Below are 18,882 nucleotides of genomic sequence, written 5' to 3' on the forward strand. Positions count from 1 at the left end.
AGGACATGAGACGTATGGAGAAAAAGCCGTTCACCCCAAGAGAGATAGTTGAAAAGCTTGATCAGTACATTATTGGTCAGCTTGATGCGAAAAAAGCAGTGGCGGTGGCTTTAAGAAACCGTTACAGAAGAAGTCTTTTACATGATAAGCTAAAGGATGAAGTCGTTCCTAAAAACATCTTAATGATTGGTCCGACAGGTGTAGGGAAAACAGAAATTGCCCGCAGAATTGCAAGGATTTCTGGTGCACCTTTCATTAAAGTGGAAGCGACGAAGTTTACTGAAGTTGGATATGTCGGACGTGACGTAGAATCAATGGTCAGAGATTTAGTGGAAACAGCAATCAGACTAGTCAAAGAAGAAAAAATGAAGGATGTTCAAGAAGAAGCGGAAAAACAAGCAAACAAACGGCTTGTTCATCTACTTGTTCCTGGAAAGAAAAAAAGTCAGTCTGTGAAAAATCCTTTTGAGATGCTGTTTGGTGGTTCTGATGCTGATGAAAGTGATCGAGATCACTCAAGTGAAGAAGTAGAGCTTGAGTCGACGAGAAAACGCATTGCGCACCAGCTGGCGATGGGTGAACTTGAAGACCATTACGTCACGATTGAAGTTGAAGAGCAGCAGCCTTCCATGTTTGATATGCTTCAAGGCTCGGGTATGGAGCAAATGGGTATGAACATGCAGGATGCGCTTAGCAATCTCATGCCTAAAAAGAAAAAACGCAGAAAGCTGACCGTCAGAGAAGCGAGAAAAGCGTTAACTGCTGAGGAAGCTTCAAAACTGATTGATATGGATGAAGTCGGTCAGGAAGCCGTGCAAAAAGCAGAGCAGCAAGGAATCATCTTTATCGATGAGATCGATAAAATTGCCAAAAGCGGTGGTGCATCGTCTGCAGATGTTTCTCGTGAAGGGGTTCAACGTGATATTTTACCGATTGTAGAAGGTTCCACTGTGATGACGAAGTATGGGGCTGTGAAAACAGATCATGTTCTATTTGTAGCAGCAGGCGCTTTTCATATGGCGAAACCCTCGGATTTGATTCCAGAGCTTCAAGGGCGCTTCCCAATCCGTGTAGAATTAGATAAATTAAGTATAGAAGACTTTGTGAAAATCTTAACGGAACCAGATAACGCGTTATTAAAGCAATATAAGGCTTTACTTGAAACAGAAGGTATATCTCTTGAATTTTCTGACGATGCTATTCATAAGATTGCCGAAGTGGCTTATCACGTCAATCAGGAGACGGATAACATCGGTGCAAGAAGGCTTCACACCATACTTGAGAAGCTGCTAGAAGAGCTCTCATTTGAGGCGCCTGATATTACAATGGAAACAGTGACCATTACCCCTCAGTATGTAGAAGAGAAGCTAGGAAAGATTGCAAATAACAAAGACTTAAGTCAATTTATACTTTAACAAATGAATAAAGTAATCTAGGAGGATCATTATTATGGCGTTACTACAAAAAACAAGGATTATTAACTCGATGCTGCAAGATGCAGCGGGGAAACCGGTTAATTTTAAAGAAATGGCAGAAACATTGAGAGATGTCATTGATTCAAACATTTTCGTATTAAGCAGAAGAGGGAAGCTTCTTGGCTACTCCATTAACCAGCAGATTGAAAATGCACGTATGAAAAAAATGCTGGAAGATCGTCAGTTCCCTGAAGAATATACAAAAAGCTTATTCAATGTCCCTGAAACATCTTCAAACCTTGACATCAACAGTGAGTACACAGCTTTCCCGATTGAGAACCGTGATTTATTCCAATCAGGTTTGACAACGATTGTGCCAATCATCGGAGGCGGGGACCGCTTAGGGACGTTAATCCTTTCTCGTTTGCAAGATACATTCACAGATGATGATTTAATTCTTGCTGAATACGGCGCAACAGTTGTTGGAATGGAGATTCTTCGTGAGAAAGCGGAAGAAATTGAAGAAGAAGCAAGAAGTAAAGCGGTTGTTCAAATGGCGATCAGCTCTCTTTCATATAGTGAACTTGAAGCGATTGAACATATCTTTGAAGAACTTGATGGAAACGAAGGGCTGCTTGTGGCAAGTAAGATTGCTGACCGTGTAGGAATCACTCGTTCAGTGATCGTAAACGCACTTCGTAAATTAGAAAGTGCAGGCGTTATTGAATCTCGTTCTCTTGGAATGAAGGGAACATACATCAAAGTATTAAACAACAAATTTTTAATTGAACTTGAAAATTTAAAATCTCACTAATCAAAAAACCCTTTTCGGCCGAAATAAACGCTGAAAAGGGTTTTTTTGTATAAAAATAGAGGATTTGTCCGAAAAATGACACTCTTTTTCCCAAGAAACCCCTTACAATTCTGTAGTGCTTTGAATCTAGGTCTTTATACCTATTCGTAAAATAGATATATATTACGAGTTTTTTTTACAATTACATCATAGACTTTAATCCTATTATTTCTTACAATGAACATATGGTTTTACAAATCTCGACATGATTAAATGGAATGAAATACATATGATTGGAGGTATATGGTTTTGGATATATTTTCTGGAACGATAAGCAACCTTGAGAATGCCTTGGGCAGAGCGAATGTTAAGCAAAAAGTCATAAGCGATAATATCGCGAATATAGACACACCGAACTACAAGTCTAAAAAAGTTGCATTCCACGACATGCTAAATGATGCGTCAATCAAATTAGATGCTAAAAAAACATACCAAGGTCACATTGATTTTTCTAAAACAGGGTCTAATTATTCAGTTGTTTCGAGTAACCGTACTTCTTATCAAGAAAACGGAAATAATGTCGATATTGATCAAGAGATGAGTGAACTCGCTAAAAACCAAATTCAGTATAATGCGTTGGTTGAAAGAATGAGCGGAAAGTTCAATTCTCTTAAAACAGTTTTGACAGGAGGTAAGTGATGTCGATTTTTTCAGGCGTGAACGCTTCGGCCTCAGCATTAACAGCACAGAGGCTCAGAATGGACGTTGTATCCTCTAACCTTGCGAATATGGATACAACAAGAGCTAAACAGGTTGATGGCAAGTGGGAGCCTTATAGACGCAAGCTCGTCACATTACAGCCGTCAGGTGAATCATTTTCATCTATATTGAACTCAAGCATGAATTCGAGCGGCAAATTAGGAAACGGCGTCAAAGTAACAAAAATTACTGAAGACGAAACTCCATTCAACCTTCAATATGATCCTACAAATCCCGATGCCAATGAAAATGGATATGTTCAAACACCAAACGTTGATCCATTAAAGGAAATGGTTGATCTCATCAGCAGCTCAAGATCATATGAAGCAAACGTGACTGCGCTGAATGCGAATAAAAGCATGCTGATGAAAGCTTTAGAAATAGGAAAGTAAGGTGAAAAGAATTGGTTAACGCAATATCTCCTTTCCAGCTTCAAACCGCTCAGCAAGCAAGTGAATTGACGAATGCGTCGTCTGTGCAGGCGGCTGCACCTAAAAGTCAAACGAATTTCTCTGATGTGCTGAAGAATTCCATTGAGGCATTAAATCAATCACAGCTGAAATCAGACCAGTATACGAATGCTCTCGCACAAGGGAAAGATGTCAATCTCGATGAAGTCATGATTGCTTCACAAAAAGCGAGTGTGACACTCACAGCTGCAACCGAGTTTCGGAATAAAGCAGTCGAAGCGTACCAAGAGATTATGAGAATGCAGATGTAGGAGGTGCTGGTGGACAAAAAATAGACTGAATGGAATGACCGGGGGTTAAGATGAATCGTACTTTAATGCAATTAAGAACAAAAACAGTTGAGTTTTGGCGAAATCGATCAAAATTACAAAAAATACTCATGATTGGCGGCGTAGCTGCCCTAGCAATCATTATTACGGTTGTTAGCATCTTTGCTTCTTCTGAAAAAATGGTTCCGTTGTTTAGAGATTTGTCTGAGGCAGAAGCAGGACAAATCAAACAGGAACTGGATGGCAAAAACGTTAAATCGGAACTTGCAAATAACGGAACGACGATTTTAGTTCCAGAAAAGCAAGCAGACACTTTAAAAGTCACACTCGCATCAGAAGGGCTTCCTAAAACGGGGAATATTGATTACTCCTTCTTTGCGAACAATTCCGGCTTCGGTTTAACAGATAATGAATTTGATGTTCTGAAAGTAGACGCAACTCAGACAGAACTATCCAATCTGATCAACACGATTGATGGGATTAAAGATTCAAAGGTTATGATTAACCTGCCAAAAGATTCCGTTTTTGTTGGAGAAGAGCAAAGTAATGCATCAGCATCAATTGTGCTGCAAGTTCAGCCAGGCTACACGCTTACTCAGCAACAAGTAAAAGGCCTTTATCATCTTATTTCAAAAAGTGTGCCGAATTTAAAAACAGAAAACATTGTCATTATGGACCAAGATTCCAACTACTATGACTTAAACAGCAGCTCAGATTCCTATGCAAGTGGAATGGATGCACAGCAGCAGAAAAAAGAGGAGATTGAAAAGAATCTTCAACGAAAAATTCAACAGCTGCTTGGAACGATGATGGGTCAAGAGAAAGTTGCCGTATCGGTCACTACAGACATTGATTTTACTGAAGAAAAAAGAAAAGAAGATCTTGTCGAACCAGTTGATCAAGAAAACATGCAAGGAATTGCTGTCAGCGCTGAAAAGATTGCTGAAACTTATTCAGGTAATGGCGCAGCAGCTGGAGGCACCGCTGGAACAGGTGACGATGATGTCACAAATTATCAAGGTGCCGATGGAACGAATGGAAGCGGAGATTACGAAAAGAGCGAAGATCGTATCAATTATGAAGTCAACCGCATTCATAAAGATATCAAAGAAAGTCCTTATAAAATCAGAGACGTCGGCATTCAGGCACTGGTTGAACCACCTACTGCAAACGATCCGACCTCATTAACTGCTGAAAGGCAGGATGATATCAAAAAAATTCTTTCAACCATCATCAGTACATCGATTGATAAAGAATACACAAACGGTCAAGCGCTCACTCAAGCTGACTTAGATAACAAAATCGTTTTATCTGTATCAAAATTAGACGGTAAACAGCAAACGGCAGCAGAAAACCCTTCAAACAATATTCCGATTTGGGTTTATATTGTTGGCGGTGTGCTACTACTTGCCATTATCGCTCTCATTATCCTTCTCGTACGTAAGCGAAGAAAAGATGAGGAAGAAGAGTTTGAGTTTGATGAACGTACACCAATTCATGTTCCTGATATCGATACTGAGCCAGAAACAGAAGAAATGGTGAGAAAAAATCAGCTTGAAAAAATGGCAAAAGATAAACCAGAAGACTTTGCTAAATTGCTACGCAGCTGGCTGTCCGAGGATTAGGAGGAATACACATGTCGAGAAAAGATCCAAATCGACTAACAGGCAGACAAAAAGCAGCAATCCTAATGATTTCCTTAGGGCTAGACGTGTCAGCATCTGTATACAAACATCTGTCTGAAGACGAAATAGAAAAATTAACATTAGAAATTTCAAATGTAAGAAGTGTAGATACTGCTAAAAAAGATGAGATCATCGAAGAATTTCACAGCATTGCCATCGCGCAGGACTACATATCACAAGGCGGCCTTATGTACGCAAGACAAGTGCTTGAAAAAGCGCTTGGTGAGGACAAAGCGGACAGCATCTTAAATCGCTTAACATCCTCACTTCAAGTGAAACCATTTGATTTTGCTAGAAAGGCTGACCCAGAGCAAATTTTAAACTTTATCCAGCATGAGCATCCACAAACCATTGCGCTCATTCTTTCCTACCTAGATCCAGTACAGGCTGGACAGATTTTATCTGAGTTAGGCGAGGAAGTACAAACCGAGGTTGCAAGAAGAATTGCTTTAATGGACCGCACATCTCCAGAGATCATCAATGAGGTGGAACGTATTCTTGAACAAAAGCTCTCTTCAACCTTTACGCAAGATTATACCCAAACGGGCGGAGTCGAAGCGGTAGTCGAAGTCCTGAATGGTGTAGACCGTGCAACGGAGAAAACCATTTTAGATACACTGGAAATTCAAGATCCTGAGCTTGCTGATGAAATTAAGAAACGTATGTTTGTCTTTGAAGACATTGTCACTCTTGATAGCAGAGCCATTCAGCGCGTGATTCGAGATGTTGAAAATGACGATTTACTACTTGCACTCAAAGTGGCAAGCGAAGAGGTCAAAGAAATTGTCTTCCGCAACATGTCGCAACGTATGGTCGAAACGTTCAAAGAAGAAATGGAGTTTATGGGACCTGTCCGGCTTAGAGATGTCGAGGAAGCACAGACTCGTATTGTCAGCATCGTAAGACGACTTGAAGAGGCTGGAGAAATCGTCATAGCTCGAGGTGGAGGAGACGATATCATTGTCTAGGATTATCAAACATGAAACATCTGTTATTCCTGAACAAGGCCGTCAAACCATTCCCTTGCAGCAAGTGGAATTCAAAAGAGAACATCACGAAGAAGAGCTTGTCAACGAGACAGAAGCATCTCAGCTTGTATTAAGTGATGCGCAAGATGAAGCAAGCCGTATTTTAGAACAAGCAAATCGTGAGCTGGAACAAACAATGGCTGAAATCAATCAGCGGCGAGCTGATTTTGAAACAGAAAGAGTACAGCTCATTGAAGAAGCGAAACAAACAGGATATCAAGATGGTTTTCAAAAGGGCGAAGCAGATGCGAATTTACAGTATCAATCGATTCTTGATCAAGCGAATGACATTGTCAGCCTTGCAAAGCAGGACTATGAAGCAAAAATCGAAAGCTCTGCTGAAGAAATTGTCGAACTTGCCTTTGAGCTCGCTAAACGCGTATGGAATGCAGCTGAGGACACAAAAGAACAATTTTTAACGCTAGTGAAGCAGGTCATTTCAGAAGTGAAAGAATATGACGATATTTCCATCTATGTCGACCCTGCACATTACGAACATGTGATGGAATATAAAGACGAATTAAATAGAATCCTTCAAAAGAATACACATCTTGCCATTTACTCGGATGAAAAAGCACCAAAAGGTACTTGTTACGTCGAAACAAGCTTTGGAAAAGTGGAAGCGAGTGTTGATACCCAAATGAATCAGTTAAAAGAAAAGTTATTAGAAGTCATTGATTCAGGTGATCACAAATGAACATAGATGTGCTAAAAGAAACGATTGAAACCGCCGATCCTTATAAACGTTTTGGTAAAGTCAATCGAGTTGTTGGACTGATGATCGAGTCCAAGGGGCCAGAAAGCTCAATCGGTGATGTATGTCTGATTCACAAAAAAGGGAGCAAGAATCATCCGATCAAAGCAGAAGTCGTTGGCTTTAAAGATGAAAACATTTTGCTCATGCCCTACGTAGAAGCCTCTAACATCTCACCAGGCAGTCTTGTTGAAGCAACAGGTGAGTCGTTAAAGGTCAAAGTAGGAACTGGTTTAATCGGGCAGGTTGTTGATGCTTTCGGTGATCCACTGGACGGCAGCATGCTTCCTAAAGGACTTGCACCTGTTTCAACAGATCAATCTCCTCCAAACCCGATGGACAGACCGCCTATTCGTGAAAAAATGGGCGTTGGTGTCAGAGTGATCGACAGCTTACTCACAGTCGGCACTGGTCAAAGAATTGGCATATTCGCAGGAAGCGGTGTTGGTAAAAGTACCCTGATGGGGATGATTGCCAAACAGACAGAAGCGGATCTCAATGTCATTGCACTTGTTGGAGAGCGTGGACGTGAAGTTCGCGAGTTTATCGAAAAAGATTTAGGAGCTGAAGGACTGAAGCGTTCGATTGTTGTTGTCGCAACTTCAGATCAGCCCGCACTGACAAGATTAAAAGCAGCCTATACTGCAACAGCTATTGCCGAATATTTCAGAGACAGAGGCAAAAATGTCATGTTTATGATGGATTCTGTCACAAGGGTCGCCATGGCACAGCGGGAAATAGGACTTGCAACCGGTGAACCGCCAACAACAAAAGGATATACGCCTTCAGTGTTCGCTATACTGCCAAAATTGCTAGAACGAACTGGTACAAATCAACTTGGTTCCATCACAGCGTTTTACACAGTGCTTGTTGATGGTGACGATATGAATGAGCCGATCGCTGATACAGTGCGGGGGATTTTAGATGGCCACATAGTACTTGATCGTGCACTGGCCAACAAAGGACAGTTTCCAGCTGTCAATATTCTGAAAAGTATCAGTCGTGTCATGAGTAATATCGCAAGTCATGATCACAAGGAAGCGGCTAACCGGTTCCGCCAGCTTTTATCCACATATCAAAACGCTGAAGACCTCATTAACATTGGAGCATATAAAAAAGGCTCCTCTAAAGATATTGATGAGGCCATGCAAGCTTACCCACAACTGATTTCATTTTTGAAGCAGGACGTTGAAGAGGCTGTATCGATTGAAGACAGCGTGAGGATATTGCTCAGTTTGATGAATAGAGAGGATTGACAAAAACAGTGAGATATCAATACAAATTTCAAAAGCTCTTAGAATTGAAAGAAAGTGAAAAAGACAAATCACTCGCAGCGTATCAACAATCCGTTTCAGCATTTGAGCAAGCCGCTGAAAAACTCTATGAAAATATGAGTAAAAAAGAGCTAATGGAAAAGAGCAAAGAAGAAAAGCTGAGAAGTGGGATGAGTGTTCAAGAAATGCGTCATTATCAGCAATTTGTGACGAACTTAGATAACACCATTCATCATTATCAGCAGCTTGTGATCATGAAACGCCATCAAATGAATGAAAAACAATCTGATTTAACAGAAAAAAATATTGAGTTTAAAAAGTTTGAAAAAATGAAAGAAAAGCAATTTGAAAAGTTCTCCCTTGAACATAAGGCAATTGAAATGAAAGAAATGGATGATATCTCTATCAGCCAATTCATGTTTCAAGGACATTAGGAGTCGAGATGAATGCCTAAGAAGGAAAAAACAAAGGAATCAAGCGGCGGCGGTAAATTTCAATGGATCTTGTTTATTGTCATTATCCCATTGGTTGTGCTTGTGATTGTAACGGGCACAATCCTTTATATGGCAGGTTATGATCTAAAGAAACCGCTCCAAAACATTCCGGGGATTAGCAGCTTGATTGGATCAGATGACACATCAAAAACGTCATCTTCAAATAACGATCAACGTGATACAGAGTTGAAAGCGTTGAAAAAGACGATTAAAGAACAAGAGAATGAACTTGAAATTGCTCAAAAAGACTTGAAGACAAGTGATGAAGAGATTAAACGATTGAATCAAAAAATCAATTCACTTGAAAAAACATCTGATAAAGAGAACACGTCAGCAAGTGACAGTTCATCAAGCAGTACATCATCAAGTAATAACGCATCAGGATCTTCAACTGATTCGTCAGCATCTTCTAATCAGCAATCAAAAGGAAAGGTCGCCAGCATTTATGAAAGCATGGATGCAGGGAAATCTGCCAAAATTCTATCAGAGCTAAGTGATAAAGAAGCTTTGAAGATCCTTGAAGAGCTGAGTAAAAATAAGCTGACGGACATATTAGCAAAACTGACACCTCAGAAGGCAGCAACGTTCACGAAGGAGCTTGCCAAAAAAGAAGAAAGTGAAAATGGAGGTGGACAATAAGTGAAGCTATTGGACATTGGAGCCTTACAGCAATCTTCCCAAGGTCTCTCGGGACTAAAGGGAGAGGGGGCAGTATCTGCTCGCGGCCTGTTTAAACAATTGTTAAATGGCGCAGGTATTCAAAGTGGTCCAGCTATTTCTCAGCCGGCGGAAACCAATCTATCCATGAATGATGCGATGCAAATCATTGAAAAATGGATGCAATCACCTGAAGAAGGAATAGATGGAGATCTTCTTGCTGCACTTCAGGCGCTGCAAGGTCAAAAGCTTGAGGGGGCTGACTTAAAGTCACTTGAAGAGCTATTTCAAAAGATGGAATCGGTTATCTATGGCGATCAGGATGAGAAGCCAGTTGCTGAACATAGTGAACAGCTCATACAAGTCCACTTTTTCTTATATCAAATACTGAATCAGCAGCCGGTGAGCTTTGATGCAAAACTTGTACAGGATATTCAAGCAAAAGGTGAAGATTTCATCAAGTTTCTAACGAAAAACGGAGCAGATGAAAAGCTCATTCAACAAGTAAAAGAGCAGTTCTTCTCGCAAGGATCGGCACCTAAGCTGAATAATATGTCGCAAAGCGAGCTGAAACACTTTAATCAGTTAATCGATCATATGATGGCGAATGCGAAAGGGGCAGATAAAGAGTGGAAAATTTCCTTAGGAGAGTTAAAAGAAATGGTTGCTCCGAGGCAAGAATCTTCCTTCTCATCTCCAGCAAAAGGTGTTGCCTCACTTGAATGGCTCATGAAAAAAGAAGTCACCAAAGGTCAAGGCACTACGGCACCTGCTTCTGAAAAAACAATCACCCATACGCTGCTTCCAGGGCATAAACAGTTCTTCCAACTGCAATCAGCTGCTCCTGTGCAGCAGACGCAAACAACTGACGAAAAGCCAGGCACGGTTGATCAGCAGATTTTAAATACGTGGAAACAAATGAAGTTCACACCATTTGGCAATTCAAGCGGACGGTTTACCGTACGATTAAATCCAGAAAATCTAGGGTTTATTACCATCCAGCTAACGAAACAAAACGGAATGTATGCGAGTAAAATTACAGCTTCAACGCAAGCAGCAAAAGAGCTGCTCGAGCATCATCTGCCGCAGCTCAAGCAGGCGCTACCGAATATGTCGGTTCAAGTTGACCGTTTCCATATACCGCTTCAGTCAAATGAGCAGCCGTCTTTTGGACAATTTAATGAGGAAGGCAAGCAGCAGCCATCAAAAGGACAAAGTTTCCAGCAGCCTGATGAACAGGAAGCTGAATTCCAAGATGTACTGGATGCGCTTGTTGGATCAGAAGAAGAAGAGGAGGAGATCTAATGGCAACTGTTGATGCGACGAATAGAACAGCCGCACAAGCGGACACTTCTTCAAACGCAGCAAAGAAAACAGATACACTTGGCCGAGATCAGTTCTTGAAAATCTTGCTTACGCAGCTTCAAAACCAAGATCCGACAAACCCGATTGATGACCGTGAGTTTGTCACACAGCTTGCAACATTTTCTTCTTTAGAACAGCAAATGAATATGAACGAATCGATCACCAAAATGAATCAGATCATGTCTACATTTGTTGCACACCAAGATCCATTTACGACATATGTAGGCTGGATTGGTAAAGAAGTAGCAGGCAAACAAGATGATAAAGACATATCTGGCACTGTGAAGTCTGTGAAAAACATAAACAATGAATACTTCCTATATTTAGAAGATGGAACGAAAATCAGCCCTTGGGACGTTACAACTGTTGGAGAAAAATCGTAAGCAAATCGAGGAGGAAAATAAATGTTACGCTCACTTTACTCAGGAATTAGTGGAATGAAAAACTTCCAATCAAAATTAGATGTTGTAGCCAACAACGTAGCCAACGTCAACACACACGGATACAAAAAAAGCCGTATCACGTTTAAAGATATGGTCAGCCAAACCATTGGAAGTTCTGGTGGGCCAACGAACAACTCTGGTTCAATCAACTCAAAGCAAATTGGTTTAGGGTCATCTTTATCTTCAATCGATAAAATCATGTCAGCGGGATCTTCTCAAAATACAAATGAACCTTACGACTTCTATATCAATGGAGATGGTTTTTTCCGTATTGAAGTTCAAGGAGAAGTTCTTTATACAAGAACAGGAAATTTCGACACTGATTCAGAGGGAAGCTTAGTCACCCCTGATGGAAATTATCTACTTGGAATGAATGGACAAAAGATAACGATTCCAGACGGTGTTTCAAGTGTAAGTGTTGGTCCAGATGGAACGATTTCGGTTGTTGAAAACAATGTATCAAGAACCGTTGGTCAAATATCACTCGTATCTTTCCGTAACGCAGGAGGGCTAGACAAAGTTGGTGACAACCTTTACCGCCAAACGTTAAGCTCAGGTGCTCCAAGTAATCCAATCGTACCAGGTGAACAAGGAACGGGCGTCGTCCAAACAGGTAAACTTGAAATGTCAAACGTTGATTTAACAGACGAGTTTACAGAAATGATTATCGCACAGCGTGGATTCCAATCGAATGCAAAGACGATCACAACATCTGATGAAATTCTGCAAGAACTTGTGAATCTGAAACGATAGGAGGTAGGGGGAGCGGTTTATCGCTTCTCTGCTTAATATGATTGAAGTGACAAGATTAAATGGCAAAGGATTTATGCTCAACGCTCTCCATATCGAGCAAATCGAAAGCTTTCCAGACACGACCATTACACTCGCCAATGGAAAGAAATTCGTTGTGAAAGAAGATGAAGAGCAGCTTCAGGAGAAAATCATTTCTTTCTATAGAAAAATCCAAGTCATTTCATTGAATCAAGGAATAGAGGAGTTTGAATGAAGAAGAAATTAGTCGTAGTAATGCTAATCATGATTATTGCTATCGTCGGAATTGGAGCAGGTATTGTCTTTCTGGTGAATGGGTCAGACGAAGCAAAAGCAGAAAAAGAGCCAACAGCAGATGAAGTCGTAAAAGCTTCTGTTGAAATTCCTGAGATTGTGACCAATTTAAAATCTGAAGGAAATGCGGTTAAACTTGTACTAAATATTGAAACAGATTCAGAAAAAGCCAAAGAAGAGCTTGAAAAAAGAAGCTTCCAAGTGAAAGATGCCGTGATTGACATTTTATCAGACACGAATGCAGATGAACTTGATGGCAAAAAAGGCAGAGAACATTTTAAAACACAGGTCAAAAACAAAGTGAATAACTATTTGCAAGATGGCAAGGTGAAAGAAGTTTATATAACCTCCTTTAATCTGCAATAGAGGCGATTAATTGACACGATGGAGGTGAAGAAATGTCAGGAGAAGTGCTTTCCCAGAATGAGATCGACGCATTATTATCCGCCATATCAACAGGCGAAATGGATGCAGAAGAGCTGAAAAAAGAAGAAACGACGAAAAAAGTGAAAGTGTATGACTTTAAACGTGCACTGCGCTTTTCAAAAGACCAGATTCGAAGTTTAACAAGAATTCATGATAACTTCGCTAGACTGCTTACCACACACTTTTCAGCGCAGCTAAGATCATATATTCAAATTTCTGTCAGCTCGGTTGACCAAGTGCCATATGAAGAATTTATTCGTTCGATTCCTAATATGACATTATTAAACTTATTTTACGTCAGCCCGCTTGAAGGAAGAATCATGCTTGAAGTGAACCCAACGATTGGCTATGCCATGATGGATAGGCTGATGGGTGGGATTGGCATTAGTCATAATAAGACAGAATCACTGACAGAAATCGAAACAAAGATTATCTCAAACATGTTTGAGGGAGCTTTGGAAAACTACAGAGAAGCGTGGCAGTCCATAACCGACATCGAGCCAGAAATGGCAGATTTCGAGGTAAATCCCCAGTTTGTTCAAATGGTGTCACCAAACGAAACAGTTGTCGTCATTTCTCTTAATACACAAATTGGTGAGGTAAGCGGGGTAATTAACCTCTGTATTCCTCACGTAGTATTAGAGCCTATTATTCCGAAGCTGTCTGTACACTACTGGATGCAATCGGAGCGAAATGAACCGAAAAAAGAAGAAACAAAGGCCATTGAAAAACGGATTATGACGGCGAAAATACCGGTAGTCGCAGAGCTTGGACAATCGGAAATGACGGTGGAAGAGTTTTTGAATTTGGAAATTGGTGATTGTATTGCCTTGGACAAACCAGTAAATGCGCCTCTTACTGTTATGGTCGGAAATAAACCGAAATTCTTGGGACAGGCCGGCCGCGTGAATCGGAAACAGGCGATTCAAATTCTAGATCACGACATAAGAGGTGAAGAAGATGGAGAATAACGGAAGTAAATTATCACAAGATGAAATCGATGCGCTCCTTAAAGGAGGCAGCAATGACGATATAGAGCCTGATACACTCCTTTCTGCAATGGAACAAGATGCCATTGGGGAAATCGGAAATATATCATTTGGAAGCTCTGCAACAGCACTTTCAACCCTATTAAGTCAAAAAGTGGAGATTACAACTCCAACTGTCACAGTGATTCAAAAAAGCAAGCTGAATGAGGAATTTCCTCATCCGTATGTCGCAATTGAAGTGAATTATACGGAAGGCTTCAGCGCTAGTAACCTGCTTGTCATCCAGCAAACCGATGCGGCAGTCATTGCGGATTTAATGATGGGCGGAGATGGAACAAATGCTGACCCGTCGTTAAGTGAAATTCACTTAAGTGCAGTACAAGAAGCGATGAACCAAATGATGGGTTCAGCAGCGACGTCCATGTCAACAGTCTTTAATAAAAAGATTGATATTTCTCCGCCTCGCGTTGAGCTGCTTGATGTGAAAGAAGGAGAAGGCACAGACCGCATTCCAGCTGAAGAGATGCTTGTCAAAGTGTCCTTTAGATTAACGATAGGTGAACTCATAGATTCAAATATTATGCAGCTTTACCCTATTACGTTTGCGAAAGATTTGATTGCAGAATTAACAGACCCAGCGGAAGAAGAGCCGGTTCAAGAAGCACCTCAGAGTGCACCTGAACCACAGCAGGCTGCTCCGCAAGCACAATCTGCTCCTATGCAGCAATCGGCACCGCCGAAAAGACATGCGAAGCCAAAGCCGGCAGAACCTGTCAATGTGGCGCCAGTTGAATTTGAGGCATTCAGTGAGCCTCAGCATACAACAAGTCAGCTCGGTAATCTTGATATGCTGATGGATATTCCACTTTCCATTACAGTGGAGCTTGGAAGAACGCAGCGCAGTGTGAAAGAAGTACTTGAACTTTCCGCTGGAAGTATCATTGAACTGGACAAACTTGCAGGTGAGCCAGTCGACATTCTGGTCAACAAACGAATCGTCGCCAAAGGAGAAGTTGTTGTCATTGATGAGAACTTTGGCGTACGTGTGACTGACATTTTAAGTCAGTCTGAAAGACTTTCTAATTTAAAATAAACAAACATATAGGGAGAGAATAAGTAAATGGCTACTAAGGTATTAATCGTAGATGATGCAGCATTCATGAGAATGATGATTAAGGATATTCTTGTAAAAAACGGATTTGATGTAGTAGGAGAAGCAGAAAACGGCGCACAAGCTGTTGAAAAATATAAAGAAACATCTCCTGATCTAGTCACAATGGATATCACAATGCCAGAAATGGACGGGATCACAGCATTAAAAGAAATTAAACAAATCGATGCTTCTGCAAAAATCATTATGTGCTCAGCGATGGGACAACAATCAATGGTTATTGATGCCATTCAAGCAGGTGCAAAAGACTTTATCGTGAAGCCATTCCAGGCAGATCGTGTACTTGAAGCAATTAATAAAACGTTAGGCTAAAAAAGGGTGTAAGACTTGTTGAAAAAACGTTTGATATGTATAGCAATGATCAGTTTTATGCTTTTCTTGACAGCGCAGCCAGCCTCACTGTTTGCTGAAACAAAAGATCCTGAAAATGGCACAGTGAATGACTGGCTCAAAGATGAGAAAGAAAGCAAAAAGGATACAGAAAAGAAAACCACTGACAATCAAACGAATCCGGCAGAAGAAGTTCCCTCTTCTTCTGTCTCCATTATGGATTTTGTCAAAATGATTGGTGCCTTACTTTTTGTCATCCTGCTCATTTACGGATTGGTGAGATTTGTTGGAAAGCAAAACCGCTTACTCAAGCCATTTCGCTATGTTGAAAATATTGGCGGAACGACGGTTGGTCAAAATCGTTCAGTTCAGCTGATCAAAGTGGGCAAACGAGTATTAGTTGTCGGCGTAGCAGACTCAATCCAGCTGCTAAAAGAAATCGATGATGAACAAGAATGCGAAGCGATTGTGAAACAATACGAAGAAGCGATGGAAAGTAAGACTGACTTACCGAAAATGATGCAAAAATTAACATCGCAAGTGAAGAAACACGATCAGCCGAACACTTCTTCTTTTTCAGCCAATTTAAAGGCGCAGCTAGCCGAATTGAAAAAGACCCAATCAGAAGTCAGAAAGAAAGGCCCGAAACAAAATGAATGAGTTTATCGATTTATTTAATTCCAGTGGCGCAGGGAATATTAGCACATCTGTCCGTCTGCTTTTATTGTTAACTGTATTTTCAGTTGCACCAGGCATTCTTATTTTAATGACCTGTTTTACACGGATTGTGATTGTTCTTTCGTTCGTCAGAACATCACTTGCAACCAACTCAATGCCGCCAAACCAAGTGCTTGTAGGACTTGCTTTGTTTCTCACATTTTTTATTATGGCACCCACGTTCTCAGAGATTAATAAAGAGGCACTCACGCCGCTTTTAAATGATGATATTACGTTAAATCAGGCCTATGAAAAAGCCGAAGTGCCAATTAAAGAGTTTATGAGTAAACATACGAGACAGAAAGATTTGGCTTTATTTCTTAGTTACGCAAAAATGGATACCCCTGAATCGATTAAAGATATTCCTTTAACGGCGATGGTACCAGCGTTTGCAATTTCAGAATTAAAGACGGCATTTCAAATTGGTTTTATGATTTTTATTCCATTTTTAATTATTGACATGGTGGTCGCAAGTGTCCTGATGTCGATGGGGATGATGATGCTTCCGCCGGTTATGATATCGCTCCCTTTCAAAATATTGTTATTTGTATTAGTTGATGGATGGTATTTGATTGTTAAATCTTTGCTGCAAAGCTTTTAGAGTAGGTGCTTAAAACATGAGTTCAGAATTTGTCATTACGATGGCTGAAAGATCAGTGTATGTTGTATTACTTGTCAGCGGGCCGCTTCTTGCGCTCGCACTAATCGTGGGACTAATTGTCAGTGTGTTTCAGGCGACAACCCAAATCCAAGAACAGACGCTTGCGTTCATTCCAAAAATTGTTGCAGTGCTCATTGGACTTGTTGTGTTTGGTCCGTGGATGCTTTCAACAATTGTGTCATTTACAACAGAGCTGTTCTCGAATTTAGATCGATTTGCAGGTTAATCAGAGATGTCAATCATAGAATTATTTCCTGCCTTTCTTCTCGTTTTCATTCGGATCACCGCTTTTTTCGTGACAGTGCCGCTACTAGCGCATCGAACGATACCAGCAGTTCACAGAGTTGGTTTTTCACTGTTTTTGGCTGTCATTAGTTTTAGCACCATTAAAGAACCGCCAGCACTCGATATCGATGGTCTTTACATGATGCTTGCCGTGAAAGAAGCAATGGTCGGACTTCTTCTTGGACTGATTGCATATATCATGGTATCCGCAGTTCAAATTGCCGGCTCGTTCATCGATTTTCAAATGGGTTTTGCAATCGCCAATATTATTGATCCACAAACAGGGGCGCAAACGCCGCTGATGGGGCAGTTTTTTTATACGGTTACCTTGCTGCTGATGCTGGCAACAAATGCACATCATTTGCTACTTGATGGAATCTATTACAGTTTTCAATATATTCAAGTTGATCAGTATGCGCTGAACTTCGGCAGTGAATCCTTTGCTTATTTTATCGCAAAGAGTTTCAACCAAATGTTCATCATAGCCTTTCAAATCTCAGCACCTGTTGTGGCTAGTTTGTTTTTAGTCGATTTGGCATTAGGAATTGTGGCACGTACAGTTCCTCAGATGAACGTATTTGTCGTTGGACTTCCCATTAAAATGGGCGTGAGTTTTATTATGATCATCATTTGTATGGGTGTTATCTTCGGAGTCGTCCAAAATACATTTGAAACGATTGTGCTCACCATGAGGAATTTCTTAGCATTGGTCGGTGGTTCGTCATGACGACAAGACTTAGACTCGACTTGCAATTTTTCGCAGGTGAAAAAACAGAAAAAGCAACACCGAAAAAGAGACGGGATTCACGTAAAAAAGGACAGGTTGCCAAAAGTACCGACGTCAATACAGCCATCTCATTTCTACTAATCTTTTTATCATTCTTTTTTATTGGGCCTTTTATGAAAGAGCGTATTATTGCGCTCATTGAACGTTTTTATTCAACAACCATGCTAATGAAGGTTAGCACATCTAATATTCACCAGTTATTCTTGGAATTGCTTCAAGAGACAGGTCTCCTCCTCATGCCAATTCTTGGTGTTGGGATGCTGGCAGGGATCATCAGTAACTATTTACAAGTTGGGTTTCTCTTTTCAACTGAAGTGATCAAGCCCAAATTAGAAAAGCTTGATCCAATCAAAGGGTTTAAACGAATATACAGTATTCGAGCACTCGTTGAGCTATTAAAATCCATTTTAAAAATTGGTTTTGTTGGTTTTGCGACATTTATCGCTCTATGGATGCACTTTGACGAAATCTTGCGGCTCCCTCTACTCACTGCAGAGGAAACCCTTCATTTCGTGGCAAATATGACCTTGATTATGGGTCTATATGCAGCAGGTGCTCTTCTCATCTTAGCTGGGCTTGACTACATGTATCAGAAATTTGATTATGAAAAAAACTTACGGATGTCTAAACAAGACATCAAAGATGAGTATAAAAAATCAGAGGGTGACCCGCTCATAAAATCAAAAATTAAACAGCGGCAAAGGGAAATGGCCATGAGACGGATGATGCAGGAAGTCCCAAAAGCGGACGTCATCATTACAAACCCGACCCACTACGCAATTGCCTTGAAATATGACGAAGAAAAGATGGACGCGCCGTTTGTTGTGGCAAAGGGAACGGATATTTTGGCTTTGAAAATTAGAACAATTGCGAAAGAACATGATGTTATGACTGTAGAGAACCGGCCACTCGCCCGCGCCCTCTACGATCAAGTGGATATCAACCAAGCGGTGCCTGAAGAATATTTTAAGGCGATCGCAGAAATTTTGGCTTACGTATATAAAACGAAACAAAAGATTTTATGAATTTTTGGTTTTAAAAGGAG

The 18,882-nt window shown here is 40.6% G+C and carries 24 protein-coding genes; all 24 read left to right on the plus strand.

The window, feature by feature from the left end:
• The first annotated feature begins 14 nt into the window (after positions 1–14).
• The 24 genes from hslU to flhB all read left to right on the plus strand — a co-directional run bounded on the left by hslU (position 15) and on the right by flhB (position 18,862).
• A complete protein-coding gene (hslU, locus tag NST09_RS07970) occupies positions 15–1,415 on the plus strand; it encodes an HslU--HslV peptidase ATPase subunit (RefSeq protein WP_008344818.1) in 1,401 nt (466 codons plus the stop codon).
• A 34-nt stretch (positions 1,416–1,449) separates the two neighbouring features.
• The gene (gene codY / locus NST09_RS07975) at positions 1,450–2,229 is read left to right on the plus strand and encodes a GTP-sensing pleiotropic transcriptional regulator CodY (protein WP_007499612.1); all 780 of its coding nucleotides are present in this window, start codon (positions 1,450–1,452) and stop codon (positions 2,227–2,229) included.
• A 288-nt stretch (positions 2,230–2,517) separates the two neighbouring features.
• Complete coding sequence (gene flgB / locus NST09_RS07980; protein WP_186365886.1) at positions 2,518–2,907, plus strand: flagellar basal body rod protein FlgB; 390 nt, start codon at positions 2,518–2,520, stop codon at positions 2,905–2,907.
• The gene (gene flgC, locus NST09_RS07985) at positions 2,907–3,359 is read left to right on the plus strand and encodes a flagellar basal body rod protein FlgC (RefSeq protein ID WP_007499610.1); all 453 of its coding nucleotides are present in this window, start codon (positions 2,907–2,909) and stop codon (positions 3,357–3,359) included. Before flgB ends, flgC begins: the two co-directional genes overlap by 1 nt.
• 11 nt (positions 3,360–3,370) lie before the next feature.
• Complete coding sequence (gene fliE, locus NST09_RS07990) at positions 3,371–3,688, plus strand: flagellar hook-basal body complex protein FliE (protein WP_007499609.1); 318 nt, start codon at positions 3,371–3,373, stop codon at positions 3,686–3,688.
• Positions 3,689–3,738: 50 nt separating this feature from the next.
• Positions 3,739–5,331, plus strand: coding sequence for a flagellar basal-body MS-ring/collar protein FliF (gene fliF / locus NST09_RS07995; RefSeq protein WP_007499608.1), 1,593 nt, complete (start codon positions 3,739–3,741; stop codon positions 5,329–5,331).
• Between the two features lie 11 nt (positions 5,332–5,342).
• Positions 5,343–6,359 carry a flagellar motor switch protein FliG gene (gene fliG / locus NST09_RS08000; RefSeq protein WP_008344808.1) on the plus strand — a complete coding sequence of 339 codons (1,017 nt, stop codon included), beginning with the start codon at positions 5,343–5,345 and terminating at the stop codon, positions 6,357–6,359.
• Entirely contained in the window at positions 6,352–7,116 is a 765-nt protein-coding gene (gene fliH / locus NST09_RS08005; RefSeq protein WP_072367267.1) for a flagellar assembly protein FliH, read from the plus strand. The genes fliG and fliH overlap by 8 nt, the downstream gene beginning before the upstream one ends.
• Positions 7,113–8,429: a flagellar protein export ATPase FliI gene (gene fliI / locus NST09_RS08010; protein ID WP_046526654.1), complete on the plus strand. Its 1,317-nt coding sequence runs from the start codon at positions 7,113–7,115 to the stop codon at positions 8,427–8,429. The genes fliH and fliI overlap by 4 nt, the downstream gene beginning before the upstream one ends.
• Positions 8,430–8,437: 8 nt before the next feature.
• Positions 8,438–8,881: a flagellar export protein FliJ gene (gene fliJ, locus NST09_RS08015; protein ID WP_024720352.1), complete on the plus strand. Its 444-nt coding sequence runs from the start codon at positions 8,438–8,440 to the stop codon at positions 8,879–8,881.
• A 12-nt stretch (positions 8,882–8,893) separates the two neighbouring features.
• Positions 8,894–9,580, plus strand: coding sequence for a MotE family protein (locus NST09_RS08020; RefSeq protein ID WP_065460337.1), 687 nt, complete (start codon positions 8,894–8,896; stop codon positions 9,578–9,580).
• Complete coding sequence (locus NST09_RS08025) at positions 9,581–10,903, plus strand: flagellar hook-length control protein FliK (protein WP_342493499.1); 1,323 nt, start codon at positions 9,581–9,583, stop codon at positions 10,901–10,903.
• Positions 10,903–11,346, plus strand: coding sequence for a flagellar hook assembly protein FlgD (gene flgD / locus NST09_RS08030; RefSeq protein WP_017359087.1), 444 nt, complete (start codon positions 10,903–10,905; stop codon positions 11,344–11,346). The genes NST09_RS08025 and flgD overlap by 1 nt, the downstream gene beginning before the upstream one ends.
• A 21-nt stretch (positions 11,347–11,367) precedes the next feature.
• Positions 11,368–12,159 carry a flagellar basal body rod protein FlgG gene (gene flgG, locus NST09_RS08035; RefSeq protein ID WP_017359086.1) on the plus strand — a complete coding sequence of 264 codons (792 nt, stop codon included), beginning with the start codon at positions 11,368–11,370 and terminating at the stop codon, positions 12,157–12,159.
• A 37-nt stretch (positions 12,160–12,196) separates the two neighbouring features.
• Positions 12,197–12,412, plus strand: coding sequence for a flagellar FlbD family protein (locus NST09_RS08040; RefSeq protein WP_008344794.1), 216 nt, complete (start codon positions 12,197–12,199; stop codon positions 12,410–12,412).
• A complete protein-coding gene (fliL, locus tag NST09_RS08045; protein ID WP_007499592.1) occupies positions 12,409–12,837 on the plus strand; it encodes a flagellar basal body-associated protein FliL in 429 nt (142 codons plus the stop codon). Before NST09_RS08040 ends, fliL begins: the two co-directional genes overlap by 4 nt.
• Positions 12,838–12,869: 32 nt before the next feature.
• Entirely contained in the window at positions 12,870–13,868 is a 999-nt protein-coding gene (fliM, locus tag NST09_RS08050) for a flagellar motor switch protein FliM (RefSeq protein ID WP_007499590.1), read from the plus strand.
• Complete coding sequence (gene fliY / locus NST09_RS08055) at positions 13,858–14,979, plus strand: flagellar motor switch phosphatase FliY (RefSeq protein WP_116306859.1); 1,122 nt, start codon at positions 13,858–13,860, stop codon at positions 14,977–14,979. Before fliM ends, fliY begins: the two co-directional genes overlap by 11 nt.
• Positions 14,980–15,006: 27 nt before the next feature.
• Positions 15,007–15,369 (plus strand): response regulator, encoded by a 363-nt coding sequence (locus NST09_RS08060; protein ID WP_007499584.1) that lies wholly within the window; start codon positions 15,007–15,009, stop codon positions 15,367–15,369.
• Between the two features lie 18 nt (positions 15,370–15,387).
• The gene (fliZ, locus tag NST09_RS08065; protein ID WP_191218854.1) at positions 15,388–16,047 is read left to right on the plus strand and encodes a flagella biosynthesis regulatory protein FliZ; all 660 of its coding nucleotides are present in this window, start codon (positions 15,388–15,390) and stop codon (positions 16,045–16,047) included.
• The gene (gene fliP, locus NST09_RS08070; RefSeq protein ID WP_007499580.1) at positions 16,040–16,705 is read left to right on the plus strand and encodes a flagellar type III secretion system pore protein FliP; all 666 of its coding nucleotides are present in this window, start codon (positions 16,040–16,042) and stop codon (positions 16,703–16,705) included. Before fliZ ends, fliP begins: the two co-directional genes overlap by 8 nt.
• 16 nt (positions 16,706–16,721) lie before the next feature.
• Complete coding sequence (gene fliQ, locus NST09_RS08075) at positions 16,722–16,991, plus strand: flagellar biosynthesis protein FliQ (protein WP_003211206.1); 270 nt, start codon at positions 16,722–16,724, stop codon at positions 16,989–16,991.
• 6 nt (positions 16,992–16,997) lie between these two features.
• On the plus strand, positions 16,998–17,777 hold the full coding sequence (gene fliR / locus NST09_RS08080) for a flagellar biosynthetic protein FliR (RefSeq protein ID WP_007499578.1): 780 nt from the start codon (positions 16,998–17,000) through the stop codon (positions 17,775–17,777).
• Positions 17,774–18,862, plus strand: a complete 1,089-nt coding sequence (flhB, locus tag NST09_RS08085; RefSeq protein ID WP_007499576.1) for a flagellar biosynthesis protein FlhB — start codon at positions 17,774–17,776, stop codon at positions 18,860–18,862. Before fliR ends, flhB begins: the two co-directional genes overlap by 4 nt.
• Positions 18,863–18,882 lie beyond the last annotated feature (20 nt).

The organism is Bacillus sp. FSL W7-1346, from assembly GCF_038593335.1.
Taxonomy (GTDB): Bacteria; Bacillota; Bacilli; order Bacillales; family Bacillaceae; genus Bacillus; species Bacillus altitudinis.

Excerpts from the sequence above, each read along its gene's own strand:
- fliM (WP_007499590.1), top strand. The coding sequence starts at position 12,870 with ATGTCAGGAGAAGTGCTTTCCCAGAATGAGATCGACGCATTATTATCC.
- flgG (WP_017359086.1), top strand. The coding sequence starts at position 11,368 with ATGTTACGCTCACTTTACTCAGGAATTAGTGGAATGAAAAACTTCCAA.
- hslU (WP_008344818.1), top strand. The coding sequence starts at position 15 with ATGGAGAAAAAGCCGTTCACCCCAAGAGAGATAGTTGAAAAGCTTGAT.
- fliG (WP_008344808.1), top strand. The coding sequence starts at position 5,343 with ATGTCGAGAAAAGATCCAAATCGACTAACAGGCAGACAAAAAGCAGCA.
- NST09_RS08060 (WP_007499584.1), top strand. The coding sequence starts at position 15,007 with ATGGCTACTAAGGTATTAATCGTAGATGATGCAGCATTCATGAGAATG.
- fliP (WP_007499580.1), top strand. The coding sequence starts at position 16,040 with ATGAATGAGTTTATCGATTTATTTAATTCCAGTGGCGCAGGGAATATT.
- NST09_RS08020 (WP_065460337.1), top strand. The coding sequence starts at position 8,894 with ATGCCTAAGAAGGAAAAAACAAAGGAATCAAGCGGCGGCGGTAAATTT.
- fliL (WP_007499592.1), top strand. The coding sequence starts at position 12,409 with ATGAAGAAGAAATTAGTCGTAGTAATGCTAATCATGATTATTGCTATC.
- fliQ (WP_003211206.1), top strand. The coding sequence starts at position 16,722 with ATGAGTTCAGAATTTGTCATTACGATGGCTGAAAGATCAGTGTATGTT.
- flgC (WP_007499610.1), top strand. The coding sequence starts at position 2,907 with ATGTCGATTTTTTCAGGCGTGAACGCTTCGGCCTCAGCATTAACAGCA.
- fliR (WP_007499578.1), top strand. The coding sequence starts at position 16,998 with ATGTCAATCATAGAATTATTTCCTGCCTTTCTTCTCGTTTTCATTCGG.
- fliF (WP_007499608.1), top strand. The coding sequence starts at position 3,739 with ATGAATCGTACTTTAATGCAATTAAGAACAAAAACAGTTGAGTTTTGG.
- fliY (WP_116306859.1), top strand. The coding sequence starts at position 13,858 with ATGGAGAATAACGGAAGTAAATTATCACAAGATGAAATCGATGCGCTC.
- flhB (WP_007499576.1), top strand. The coding sequence starts at position 17,774 with ATGACGACAAGACTTAGACTCGACTTGCAATTTTTCGCAGGTGAAAAA.
- fliI (WP_046526654.1), top strand. The coding sequence starts at position 7,113 with ATGAACATAGATGTGCTAAAAGAAACGATTGAAACCGCCGATCCTTAT.
- codY (WP_007499612.1), top strand. The coding sequence starts at position 1,450 with ATGGCGTTACTACAAAAAACAAGGATTATTAACTCGATGCTGCAAGAT.
- NST09_RS08040 (WP_008344794.1), top strand. The coding sequence starts at position 12,197 with ATGATTGAAGTGACAAGATTAAATGGCAAAGGATTTATGCTCAACGCT.
- flgD (WP_017359087.1), top strand. The coding sequence starts at position 10,903 with ATGGCAACTGTTGATGCGACGAATAGAACAGCCGCACAAGCGGACACT.